We start from the raw sequence: 12,418 nt of genomic DNA, 5'->3' as shown, positions 1-12,418 counted from the left end.
TCTATGCCTTCAAAAAACTGCAGGTAAAACCCTACACAAACTAGGGTTTTGAAGCCTTCAACTACATCACGCCGTCAAAGGCACGAGCATCTTCATTGAGCTTTTTGGAATTGATGCTATTGACAATTTTAAGAATGTCCTTTTTAGCCTTCAAATAGTCGTTATTTAAATACTGGTGGTTGATCTGTCTTGCATGAAGATTCGCCCGTTCTTCTTCAGATAATTCGGCCTTAATGGGTGTCATATCATAGATCTGGAAACGACAGAGTTTGATGCGTTCAAAACAGTCTTGGTTCTTGGTTAAAAATGCAAAGGTCTCTTTGAGATCTTCAGCAGTTTCATCTCGGTATCCAATAAACATGGTGGCTCTTAAACTAATTCCAGCGTCTTTAACATCGTTGACAAATTGGTCCAAACGCGCCACTGTGGTTCCTTTTTGCATATCGTCCAAAAGTCGCTGTGAGGTCGTTTCCAAGCCAAAGGAGATCCGAGTTAAACCGGCCTTTTTGGCTCGCATAAGCGTTTCTCTATCCAGACCATTTCTTTTGCGATTGTCCACATGAACTGCACAGAATCAGATTGGATTCTCAACAATTTTTGGCAAACCGTCGATCAGAGCGTTCCAAACCTCAACATTTGAGTTCAGCTTTAAGTCAGTAAATGCAAATATATTTGTGCCTACTTGATTGCTCAGTGCTTGGAGATCGGACAGTACTTTTTCTTTGGACTGAGAACGATAGGTTCGTCCATTGACCAAAACCACGTCCGTACAGAAATTACACTTTCCCCAACTACAACCCCGCGCGGTCATATACGGAATGATTCTGTTGGGGTATTTATCCCACGGAAAGTCTGAGTAATCGGGAACGGGCAGTTCTTCCATCTTTTTAAAAATGTACTCGTTGACCTTTGAATGCTCGTCTTGGGTATAAACTCCAGGATACTTGAACAGATTATTCCCAGCAAAAAAGTCTTGTAAAAGGAGACCGAGATAGGCATCAATTTCACTTCCAACCACAAAATTAACCCCTGGAATTGCCACAAATTGCTTCACGTGGTTCAAGTCATTGAAAGCCGGACCGCCAATGATAACAGGAATATTTTATTGCTTCAAATGAGCCACAACACGTTTGCAAATGGTGTAATTCTCTGTATAGGTTGAGATCAAGACCAGATCTGTATCCTCAGGTATTTCATTGATAACCGAGGTCGCTAGCTTTCGCTTTTTCAAGAACCGTTCTTTGATATACGGCAATTTCTCCGCTTGTTGGATCATACTGCGCACCGCTGTGGACTGACTAAAGACAATTCGAGATCGGTAATAATCCATCTTGGTTTCCACCTTCTCTCTTTTACGACTTTTGATGCCGTTACTCAAGGGGCTGATGACCTTTAAATTAAACCCTGCGTCACGAATGTATCGTGCAACCAAACCCATAGAAATAGTTGGGTAATAGGAGAAATTGTTAAGGTCGACTAGTGTGATTCGTTTCATAAATAAATTTCATAATAAGTTATCTTACCACAATTTTTCTAGTTTCAATTTTGTTTCCAAAATCGACTCGAACAAGATATAGCCCCTTATCCAGCTCTAAGTTACTCAAGCTAATCTTGTTCTGGAAACTGTGAAAATCATTCGGGCCAAAAAGTCTCACTATTCCTCCTGTTATCTCGCGGATTTCTATAGATTTTACAGAATCTACCTCACTTAAATGCAGCTCTAATAGTCCTGATGAAAACGGATTCGGTGTTATTGTAAGCCCTGGAGTAGAACACAGAACAAAATTTGTGCTATTCAGACAGTAATTATCATTACTGCCTCCAAAATCAAAAAAATAAGGGTGATTTTTAACCCGCACACGAATCCTATATTCTGAATCGTCGTACAACGGATCGCACGCAAATGGGTCAATACTAATTGTATTAAAATAGGAACCCTTGTAAAATACATTCGTATTATCATTGACATTTTGAAATCGATAGACATAAGACCAATTATTCCATGACTCTCCAACTCCTGGTATTGCAGGTGCAGTTATTTCATTATTTGAGTGATTTAACTCTACTCCACAATCTGATGGAAGTAATTTTAAATACTTAACCTTTAACGACGAAGTGTTGAAAATTGTAAAATCATCCCAATAGACTGTTGGATTGCCCCCATAATTTGCCTTAAAATGATCAATTTGTGGTTTTCCTGTGTAAAGTTTTAAAGGTTGGAGATGAGCAAATCCATCTGGCAAAGGATCAGCTGGATGATGGGTCCAATCTGTTTTATTTATATGCAAAACACCATCGACTTTAAGTTTGAAATAACCGTTTGTAGAATCTCCTTCTTTCATATCTATTTCAATCTCTGTCCATTGATTGATCGGCATATCAATAGAGCTTGTTTGCTCCCAAATCAGATTATCCAAGAACTCCCTGTCCTTGTCTCAGCAGTAGCCCGAAGTTTGAGTCCTGGAATTCCATCTTCTTTATAAAGGTTAACTGTAATTCTAAAGGCATGATAACCAGTAGGGTCGTCGTCTATCCAACCGCCATTATTAAAAAATTCCATTAATGTTAACCATCCATTAGAATAATCTATATCATTAGCCATATTCTGCCATGTAATGGGTAGAAATACTTTTGTTGAATAATTGAATCGCTCGTATCCTGTACCAAGGGTTTCAGAATAAATATTATCGCTCTTCATGTTCGCCTGAATCCGTCCCAGCATGGATGTTCCAGAAAGATACGGGTTTACTAGTTCAAATTTGAGAACCTTGTTAGTTGTCAATGAGGCTGGATCTTGAGTAATTACTGCAAGTCGATCAGAAATTGTTCCACCGAGATAGGATATTATGAATTGGTTAAAATCTCCCGTCTCGGGATTGTTCTCCAAGATACCAAGCCAATCACTCACTCCAGGGAAATCAAAATCAACTCCACTAATAACAGCGGTATTCCCAGTTTGGGTTATTGAAGTAATCCCTCCAAACCCTGACTTAAAGATGGGTTGAGGGCTAAGTTGCGCGAAAGATATGGATATGAATCCTAGAAACAGCAATCCTGCTAACTGATTTTTCATGCGGATAGATTTAAATCGTTAATAATTAGCGGGGAGAACTGAAAAGTTATAAAATTTCTACTAAAGTGATGTTAGAAAAAGACCTTTTCAACTACATAAATTAAACTGCTAGGAAATATAATTTTTTACAATAGCCAGCTTCAAAGACAACAAAAACAGCGGCACACTGGTGTAGATAAAAAAGTTCCCCGCAAATAGAACCATAAGCCCGAGGATTAAAAAGTAGACCAGCTGCGGCCAGGTGAGCTTGAAATCAAAATAAGTCTTCAAATACGTAAAAAGATAGATCAGCCCACCAAAGATTCCCCAGAAAAAGAAAAGGTCAATTAAATCGAGTTGCGAACGCAGGGAGAAATCTGAAACACCTCCAAAGAGGTAGTTGCTCCACTGCCAATTGTCCGTGACATAAGGCAAGGTTTGATTGACCAATAACTGATCACGATAGGAAAGTAAAGCAGACCAAAAACCTTCTTGTACTCTGATCTGAGCAAACTCTGGAACCTGATAAAGCAAAATATACAGGGCTCCAAGCAAGCAAAGTGCACCGGCTGGCAACAAGAATTTCCAATACTTCTTGTAATGATCAAATAACATCAAAAGCCCAAAAAGAACCATTCCGAGGTATAGACTTTTTGTGCCGGCTAAGGCGCTTCCCACCACAACTATCCAAAAACGCCATTGCCTCAGCGCCGCTATTCCATAACGAAAATAATAGTATCCAAGGGCGGCAAAAAAGGCATAAGAAGCTGTTGCAGAGGTCACTAAAAAACCATTGTATCCAAAACGGTCTCCCATATAGGTATGAACTACATACCAATCAGCAGCCATTCCGACTAAAACAAACAGCAAATTCAGCACAAAGAACCACTCAAAGAGATTGAAAAAGCTATGCAAGCCGTCCTTATCCGATGGGTAGCTAGCAAAGAATCCGAAGAAAACTATAGGCAATACAAAACGGCCAAGAGTTAACCAATTGGAATAAGAGAAAGCGGGGTCTAAAGTAAACTGGCCCGCTAAAAAGACTCCAAACAGCGCTCCGAGCAATAAAATAAGGCGCTTGTTGAATTTAAAATTCAGCAATAAACCGAGTAGCATGGCAATCAAAACAATGCCTTTAAACCCTTTTTGCAGGTCACTTGATGCGGCGGAATACCGCAAGAATTTGGAATAGAATTCCACCGCCAAAAAACTCAACATTACAACAACTGGCGCCCAGCGCTTTAGCAGTGCAGCAGCTGTATTTGTTTTGTTGTTGGTCTTTTCCATAAACGAAATCACATGGCTTAGGAATCCAGGTCCAAGCTGTTGGCGATAATTCTTTCCGCCTCAGTTACATCGTAGTTTTTGATCTTTTCTGAGGCCAGCATCATGGCATTAATGCTCGTTTTATCCTTGAAGCAATTGATGAGTTTTTTTGACAGGTCTTCAGCGTCTTGAGCCTTAAATAAGACCTTGTTGTCAAAGTCTTCCAATAAATTCTGATTCTCTTGAATGTCTGAAGACAAGATAGCCATTTTAGCTGCGATCGCTTCTTTTAGTACGATCGGCGAGTTTTCAAAATAAGAAGGAAACACAAACACCGAACAGCGCTTGAATTGCTCAAATTTCTCTTGTCCCATTTGGGGTCCGTGAAATCGAAATTGTGACAGTTGATGATCCTGAATCATTTGATTCATCTCTTGTTCAAATGCGGCATTCTCAAAGGCCCCAAGCACCTCAATGGTCAATCCACTGAGCTCGTTTTTGGCTAAAGCTACTGCTTCCACAAGGGTTTTAAAGCCCTTTTTTTCAGACAGTCGCCCTACGTAAAGGAACTTGTGCTCTTTTTGACTGATCTGATTATCAAAATCACTGTAGGTGACAAAATTCTCAAGAACCACCAGTTTTTCCGGCTTTATATACTTTGCATAAAACTGACGGTGATGTTTCTCTGACAGTACAAAAACAACATCTCCCAAGCCCACGATCTTAGTAAAAAGCTTGAGTTTAAAACCGCTTAAAAACAAATCTCCACTGGTCTTGGCATGTAAATGCACCACCAACTGTCCGGGTTTTAATTTGAGCAATAAGATATACACCGCTTCACGAACAAAGGAAATATTAGGCACTACAAAAACATTGGCAACAGCTATTCGATTCTTAAAAATGAATCCGAGAAACTTCCCAATGTTCTTAATGAAGTGGCCCATCTCGCTCAGACCTTTGCGTTTGTAAAGATCTGCGTTGATGCTTTTCTTAGAGTTGTCCAAAGTAATGATCTCATGCTCTGGAGCCAGACGCTGCACGATCTCTTGTGCTCGTATATTGGCCAAGGCAACACCACCAACTGGTGGCGGTAGAGGTCCTATAAAAGCGATCTTTTTAGCCAAAGGAGAACTTGCCTTTTAGGTGTTGAACATAAATGAACGCTAAAAAGGTGAAGAGCCAATAGCTGGCTAAAGCTCGCACTGCAAAGCCATTACTGATGGCTGAGGTGAGTAGATAGCCCACAATGAGTACCACAAATATGATGTGACTGCGTCTTACTAAAAACAAAAATGAGAGGATCAGCAAAATAAATACCAACAGATAGATCGCTCCATTTTCTACAAAAAAGGTCAGATAATCATTATGTGATCCTTTGGTATCATACCACCATTCTGTAGTTCTCACGTAATCCGCTCCCCGACCCCGTCCAAAGAGATATTCCGTAAAGGTATAATCCTTTAAAATTTCGAACTTCTTGGTGTACATGGTGAGGCGGCCTGAAGAGAATCGGTCAAAGTCAAAACCTTGAAGACTCGGTATGACCACTAAGGCCAATACCGGTGCCAAGACCACCAGCCTAACATAGGCGTTCTTGATAAAATCGTCTCTTAAGTAAAGGGCAACGGCAATATACAGCAGGTAAAAAACCATGATGGTTCTAACGCCATAACCTAAGGCCAGGAAAGCAAAGCTCAATCCGAAGAACCCTATAAGAACGAAGATATTTTTACGTAAAAAATAAGAGGCTACCACAAAGCAAATGGTCAAGACATAACTGTGGGTATGTAAGCCAGAAAAATAAACCGGCAATCGGTAGGCGCCGCGATTAAAACTCTCATTAAAGATCAATAAAGCAATGACAATCAGCACGCTAAAAAACACTAAGGCCTTTTTGAGTAAGCCTTCCATGCTTTTTCCCGTTCGTTTATAGTGAACCACCAGTACGCAGAAAAAGAAGATAGGTGCTGCGATCTTTAAGGTATACTTAATGGATCCTAAAAAGTCTTGTTCTGTGGTGAACATAGTGATGAGGTTGAGTCCCAACATCACCCCGATCAAAAGCAAGGGCAGGCGCAGAACACCCAAAGAACGGTAACTCAGTGCCAGATAGGAAACCATGGCAGGCAAAAGAGCGAATTCAATCATCTCTGAGGTGTTTTTAGGCAGTCCCAGCGGATTGAATTTTAGATAGTTAGGGAATAAGTTTCGCAACCACCACCCCAATTCTACGTTCAAGTATGAAAACAAGAATTTAAGGGCCATTAGGGTTAAAATCAGCCCAAAAAGTTTGGTGTATATGTCTATTTTCTTGCTCAATTGTCGAGGTTAAATTTACTCAATTCAAAAGCATCGTTGAAAGCCTTTATTTCTGGATAGGTCTTAACACTCAAAGAATAGATCTCATCTTCCGATAAGGTCTTTGCAAACACCTGCAAATTCCTGATGTTTCCAGTAAATTGATTTACATAATCTCCGGATGTATTTAGGACTCCGAGCAAAATCCGATCGAATTGAAGTTCCGTATCGGAATCGAAATCAAAATCTTGGTAGCGTTCGGCATTAACATAGATCTCAATTGTTCCCCCAGCCTTATTCACGGAAACAAAATAGAACTTACCCACTTCCAAGCGTGGCAGATCATAATACTGGCGGGATGCTGCATTTCCTTGAGCAAAATTCTTTGCGCTAAAAGTATTTGAATTCAAGTTTCCTGTTAATCGGAAACCACCAATACCCAGATTTATATTTACTTGCCTATCCTCTGAATTGTACGCTCGGAGATAGGTTTGGGTGTAATCACCTTTTTCTGAGGTGGAGCGCAACCAAAAAGACAAGTTGAAATCCCCTTGAACAGTCGGAAGCGAATCCAGAACTAGATAGGAGGGCGTGTTTTCCAACCCAAAGCTTGCTCCCTCAGTATTGAAGCTCACTGATTGTTTTAAACCGGCAACTTCGGAAGTTAAATCAAAGGCGTACAACGGAGCCTCAACCGCCACGACTTGGCGTTGTTTGCGAATTCCGGTGCAGCCTACAGCTAAGGCCAACAATATTATGCTAAGGCCTCTCATGAGCAAGGAATTTATGGGAACACACAATCATGATAATGAGTAAATATAAGGATACCCCCCATGACCGCTCCAATATGGATTCTGTGAGACCAGCAAGAATAAAAGCAAAGACCAGATAAACTCTAAAGGGATCTCCCTGAGCTGCCCTAAGGAGAAATATCAGCAATAAAACAAAACAGATTCCACCCAACAGACCATAGGTACTTAAATACTCCAAAAACTGATTGTGCGCATTGTAGTTATCATTATAGGCTTTGCTGTCTAAATTCTCGTAATAGGCGGCCTTGCGATAGCTGTCTTCCGCAGCAGTTCCCGGTCCCAATATGGGGAATTGTTTGAATACCGATACAGAAGCTTCCCAGCGTGTGAATCGATCGTCTTTTTTGCTAAATATCGTGGTCTGTTCAAATACGTTCAAACTATTAAAGAGTCGATCCCTTAGGAAATTGTGATCTTGCCAATAGGCAAGTGTTCCGGCGCCACTCAGGATCAAAACACCCAAAACTATTAATAGATATTTTCTTTGGTGTAGCAGGAAAAAGAAGCTTCCAATTACCAAGGTTAAAATAGCTGTTCGAGCGAGCAAATTGAATAAGAAAATCAATAAAACAGCCATCCATAGGCCATAAACAAATCGTTTTCTAAATGTGTTGATCTTAAAAGATTCTCTGAGCAAAAAGAAAATGGAAATAGCCGTGAACATACCCAAATATGGGGTATGTATATCAATACGCCCGGAGAGTTCGTGATAGGCGTATTTTTGGCTGAATAGATCTGCGAGTCCATTGCCATCAGCTAAAACTGGACCGATAGACAATCCCCAGCATAATAAAGCTGCCATAAGGGACCCTAGAGCGAGCGCATACCCCAATTTTCTCGTCGAGTTCTTATAAAATTCTGGTCTGTGAAAAACTGCCGGAATGATCAATGCTAGCGGCACTAAACGGCCTAGATCTTTCAGTCCTCCCTGTAAATCTGAAGTATAGATACATCCTACAGACGCAACGAGCAACGGACTCATTAGCAGCAGTATTGGAACCCAATGTAGCCTTAAAGTGCGTAAGAGACCTTTGGGATCGTTCAATAAGATCTTCAGCACAAAGGCAATGAAGAAAATGGTGAATAATAGATTATTGACAAATAAGTTCAACGGCAGAGAGGCCATAGAGCCCAAGAGCAACCACTGCAATACAGTATCGTTCAAAAAGCGATTGTAAAAGGTGATCAACTGGTTCAAATTTGTCTCGGGTAGCTGCTTAATTGCTTACTAGATGCAGTTTTTAGCGAAAGGTTGTTTTCCGCACACAACATTTTAGCATTGTCTGCCCAAATGTAGTCATTTGCCTCAGGATTTCTAAAATAGCGAAGCAAATCATTGCTGCGACAAATTTGAGTACTTTTGACAAATTTCCGCGCAACCATCGCGCTAAAAAAACATCCAACTAACTAAACAGGTCAGGAGTGTTCTCAAAGCTTTTACAGCGTTTCTCTAAAGACGGCGATATCATTGAATTGGTGCGTAAAGGCAGCTCCTTTTTCTTAATTCGTGCTATTGGACTATTGGCCGGATACGGGTTTACACTTTTTATCTCCAACACCTACGGTGCTGAGGTGAATGGCTTTGTTGCCCTGAGCTTTTCTGTCTTTATTATTGGATCCTTGCTTCCGCGTTTTGGTTTTGATATCAACTTGGTCAAGACCTTTGCTTCACATCGGATTGAAGTTGCCAAACACATCTATCTTAAGGTGGTGTCCTTGTCAGCAATAGTTTCAATATCACTTTGCTTGTTGGGAATATTACTCAAAGACACCGTAGCGGATTGGTTGAATATTGAAGAGCCTAAGTACGTGATCTACGGATTTATTGCCTTACCGCTTTGGACTATTATTCACCTCAACGCAGGAGCGCTTAGAGGTCTTAAAAAAATCAAGCAGTTCAGTTTTTTGACCAGTGGCGGTCGTTTCATTTTTGCCTTTTTAGGTTTGCTGATCTGCTATTACCTGCTTGGATTTAAGGATCCTTACATGCCCATTATTGCTCATACAGCTGGCCTAGGGGTATTGACAATCTATTCCTTTTTTAGCCTGTTCCGATCCTTTAACGGAGTTGCTGCTGCATCAGAAATAAAAACCAAGACTTATCTGATAGAATCCTATCCGTTAATGTTTTCGTTAGCGACCATTTTATTGCTTAGTTGGACCGACACCATCTTTTTGGGGATTTACAGAACCTCTGAAGAAGTTGGTATTTACAATGTGACTTTTACTTTGGCGGCTTTAGTGAGTTTTACCCTGCATGCCTTGAACAGTATTCTCGCGCCCAAAATTGCCTTGAGTTACAAAGAGAAAAACATGGCGGTTTTTGACAAACTGATCCAAATGACCATTAAGATCAACTTCATCTCATCTATGATCATTGTAGTTGGTTTGGTACTTCTAAGAGAGTTTATTCTGGGATTATTCGGACAGGAGTTTACAGCCGGAGCGACACTTTTAATGATTCTCTGTATCGGTCAATTCTCTAACTCCTTCTGCGGACCTGTAGGGGTAGTATTTCAAATGACAGGCAAACAAAAGGTGTTTCAAAACTTGGTTTTTGTGGCATTTTTGATCAATCTGGCCTTGAATTTTATTCTGATCAAACCTTTGGGATATTACGGGGCGGCAATTAGCAGCATTGCAGGAATGGCCTTTTGGAATTTCGCCGGAGCCTATCTGGTTTGGAAATACTTCAAGATAGTCTTAGTTTTCAATCCGCTGAGTTTGTTTAAAAAATGAAGGTAAATGCTTTTGTTATCGGGGTTCAAAAAGCCGGAACCACTTCTATCTACGAATGGTTGATCCAGCATCCGCAAGTATGTGGTGAGATCTTTCTCAAGGATTATCCTTTTTTCATTGAAGCGGAGTTGTTCCAGCAAGGGCCAGCGGTTTTGGAACAGCGTTTTAATTGTTCTAATGAACCTATTCGTATTAGCGGATGCGTAGACTACATTGAAAATCCCGAAGCCTTAAAACGCATTGCCGAATACAATCCAGAGGCTAAAATGATTCTGCTGTTGCGCGAACCGGTATCGCGGATTCGGTCGGCTTATAAGTTCTTGTCGCAATTGGCCAAGGAGGACTCCGCAGACATCAATGAGGCCCTATCCAAAGATGCTGAGTATATGGACCGCAGCTTATACGCTGAAAAGGTGGCAAAACTCTACAGTATTTTTCCTGAGAAAAACATCAAACTGATCGTCTTTGAACGTTTAGCCAAAGAACCTGATGCTGTTCTTGAGGAGTTGTTTTCATTCTTGAATATAGAACAAGGACATCCTATTGAAACATTCGTTGCTAATCCAACGGCCAATGCCCGATTTAAAAGTGTGAACAAGGTTCTTTTTGATAAAGAGAAGAACAAAGGTTTTAGAGCTGTTGTAAAGGCTTTGGTTCCTCCGGCACTACGTTTAAAAATTGTCCGTTTTATCAAAGATTCGAATACCAAATCGGCTGCCGTAAATACAACAAACGATTTGAATGAGCAGTACTTGAAACAACTCGAATCAGACAAAGCTGAACTCAAAAAATACATTGACTTTGAAGCGTATTGGTAAAAATATCATCATTCAGTTTTTACTGCTGAGTGGAATCGTACGCTTGCGGCGCTATCTCAAACAGCGTAATTCCGTGACCATTTTTATTTTTCACGACCCTGCGCCAAATGATTTTAACGCCTTTTTACACGCGTTAAATGTTCGATACAACTTTGTGGGTATGGAAGAGGTGATTCGCGCTAAGAAGGACGGAAAACTGCATGAGCTACCCAAATATGCAGCGGTAATTACCTTTGATGACGGCCACAAGCAAAATTTTGACTTAATCGACAGTATCGTGGAGCTTCAAGCTCCGACAACCATTTATGCTTGTAGTGATATTGTCAATACTCAAAGGCATTTTTGGAGCAATTACCCTTTACCCAAGCCCCAAATGGAAGCCATCAAGAGTCTTCCAAATGCAGAGATGCTTGAAAAATTGGCGACTGTAGGCTATGATAAGCAGAAAAACTATCCGGAACGTCAAGCCTTGACCCTAGCAGAAATGCAAGACATGGAGCAAACCGGACTCATAAGCTTTGAATCCCACACCTGCTTCCACCCGATCTTGACCCAATTGCCAGACGCGGAGTCGGCTGCGGAGATTGCGGATTCTAAGAAACATTTAGAAACCCTTTTGGACAAAACCATCAGCGGATTTGCCTATCCTAACGGAGACTACTCACAACGAGAAATCGACTATGTAAAAGCAGCTAATTACGACTATGCTGTAACCGTTGAACACGGGCAGGTCAGTACACAATCCGACGATTATAAACTGCCGCGCATCTGCTTGAACGACTTTGGTTCGGTTTCAGAAAATTTGGTGAAGGCCTGCGGAATCTGGAACTATATAAAGCTTTAGCGGTTTTCTAAAGTTTCGTATTTAAATTCGTCTAGGAAAAAGTAGATGGTATCCTGGCTTTTTTTGTTGCCATATAACCCCATTTTGTAGTAATTAGCAACAGAATTGTACATATTTTGACCAGTGACTTTATTCTCAGAATTGACATCATTCTGGACAAAATAAACATCATTAAGCTTTGGTTTTGCATATCCAACTCCTTCTAGATCACTCCAAAGGATTTCATTGGCAAAAGTATACCATTCACCTGCCCGAAGGCGTTCTGGATACATTACCGTAAGGTCTTGATCGTATGAATTGGATTTTAATCCGTATTTGAATTCAATTGTTGGAGCGCCATCTGTTTTTAATCCAATTAATAATGCCATTGGAGGCTTTGTATTCTCCTGATATTCTGCCCAAACTGTACCCGTGGGTGGTTCATCATGCCATTGCTGAATAATTACCCAGTCCTTCTCTTTTCGAGTCTTAAAAAACTCTTCGGGAAACATGAACTTAAAGGAATATCTAACTACTCGACCCGACCTTGCATCAGGTCTAAATACATACTCGCTGCGTTTGGCTCCAGCAAAGAAATCTTTAGGGTGTT

At 40.7% G+C, this 12,418-nt stretch carries 14 protein-coding genes; 3 read left to right on the top strand and 11 right to left on the bottom strand.

Translation table 11 applies throughout. The features are described from left to right. Positions 1-61: 61 nt before the first annotated feature. The 10 genes from HRT75_RS08890 to HRT75_RS08845 all read right to left on the bottom strand — a co-directional run bounded on the left by HRT75_RS08890 (position 62) and on the right by HRT75_RS08845 (position 8,617). Entirely contained in the window at positions 62-559 is a 498-nt protein-coding gene (locus tag HRT75_RS08890; protein ID WP_291185397.1) for a radical SAM protein, read from the bottom strand. Positions 560-574: 15 nt separating this feature from the next. Continuing rightward, complete coding sequence (locus tag HRT75_RS08885) at positions 575-1,054, bottom strand: hypothetical protein (RefSeq protein ID WP_291185394.1); 480 nt, start codon at positions 1,052-1,054, stop codon at positions 575-577. Positions 1,055-1,102: 48 nt separating this feature from the next. Then, on the bottom strand, positions 1,103-1,495 hold the full coding sequence (locus HRT75_RS08880) for a hypothetical protein (protein ID WP_291185391.1): 393 nt from the start codon (positions 1,493-1,495) through the stop codon (positions 1,103-1,105). A 19-nt stretch (positions 1,496-1,514) separates the two neighbouring features. After that, positions 1,515-2,417 (bottom strand): T9SS type A sorting domain-containing protein, encoded by a 903-nt coding sequence (locus tag HRT75_RS08875; RefSeq protein ID WP_291185383.1) that lies wholly within the window; start codon positions 2,415-2,417, stop codon positions 1,515-1,517. Further along, a complete protein-coding gene (locus tag HRT75_RS08870) occupies positions 2,405-3,073 on the bottom strand; it encodes a hypothetical protein (RefSeq protein WP_291185379.1) in 669 nt (222 codons plus the stop codon). Before HRT75_RS08870 ends, HRT75_RS08875 begins: the two co-directional genes overlap by 13 nt. Positions 3,074-3,181: 108 nt before the next feature. Continuing rightward, positions 3,182-4,339, bottom strand: a complete 1,158-nt coding sequence (locus tag HRT75_RS08865) for a hypothetical protein (protein ID WP_291185376.1) — start codon at positions 4,337-4,339, stop codon at positions 3,182-3,184. 17 nt (positions 4,340-4,356) lie between these two features. Beyond that, positions 4,357-5,442, bottom strand: a complete 1,086-nt coding sequence (locus tag HRT75_RS08860) for a glycosyltransferase family 4 protein (RefSeq protein ID WP_291185373.1) — start codon at positions 5,440-5,442, stop codon at positions 4,357-4,359. After that, positions 5,435-6,637, bottom strand: coding sequence for a hypothetical protein (locus HRT75_RS08855; protein WP_291185370.1), 1,203 nt, complete (start codon positions 6,635-6,637; stop codon positions 5,435-5,437). The genes HRT75_RS08860 and HRT75_RS08855 overlap by 8 nt, the downstream gene beginning before the upstream one ends. Further along, positions 6,634-7,389, bottom strand: a complete 756-nt coding sequence (locus HRT75_RS08850; protein WP_291185365.1) for a LamG-like jellyroll fold domain-containing protein — start codon at positions 7,387-7,389, stop codon at positions 6,634-6,636. Before HRT75_RS08850 ends, HRT75_RS08855 begins: the two co-directional genes overlap by 4 nt. Then, entirely contained in the window at positions 7,376-8,617 is a 1,242-nt protein-coding gene (locus HRT75_RS08845; protein WP_291185363.1) for an O-antigen ligase family protein, read from the bottom strand. The genes HRT75_RS08850 and HRT75_RS08845 overlap by 14 nt, the downstream gene beginning before the upstream one ends. Before the next feature lie 233 nt (positions 8,618-8,850). Here HRT75_RS08845 and HRT75_RS08840 point away from each other — a divergent pair, with 233 nt between their 5' ends. The 3 genes from HRT75_RS08840 to HRT75_RS08830 are packed head-to-tail and all read left to right on the top strand — an operon-like array spanning position 8,851 to position 11,829. Beyond that, positions 8,851-10,167: an MATE family efflux transporter gene (locus tag HRT75_RS08840; protein WP_291185361.1), complete on the top strand. Its 1,317-nt coding sequence runs from the start codon at positions 8,851-8,853 to the stop codon at positions 10,165-10,167. After that, on the top strand, positions 10,164-10,985 hold the full coding sequence (locus HRT75_RS08835) for a sulfotransferase (protein WP_291185358.1): 822 nt from the start codon (positions 10,164-10,166) through the stop codon (positions 10,983-10,985). The genes HRT75_RS08840 and HRT75_RS08835 overlap by 4 nt, the downstream gene beginning before the upstream one ends. Next, positions 10,969-11,829 (top strand): polysaccharide deacetylase family protein, encoded by an 861-nt coding sequence (locus tag HRT75_RS08830; protein ID WP_291185355.1) that lies wholly within the window; start codon positions 10,969-10,971, stop codon positions 11,827-11,829. Before HRT75_RS08835 ends, HRT75_RS08830 begins: the two co-directional genes overlap by 17 nt. Here HRT75_RS08830 and HRT75_RS08825 read toward each other — a convergent pair. Further along, positions 11,826-12,418, bottom strand: a 593-nt coding sequence (locus tag HRT75_RS08825) for a heparin lyase I family protein (RefSeq protein WP_291185352.1), incomplete at its 5' end; no start/stop codon positions are given. The genes HRT75_RS08830 and HRT75_RS08825 overlap by 4 nt on opposite strands.

Origin of the sequence: Gilvibacter sp. (assembly GCF_013214815.1) — a bacterium.
Lineage (GTDB): Bacteria > Bacteroidota > Bacteroidia > Flavobacteriales > Flavobacteriaceae > Gilvibacter.
Note: the sequence above shows the minus strand (reverse complement) of the source record. Positions and strands in the feature narration are given on the sequence as shown.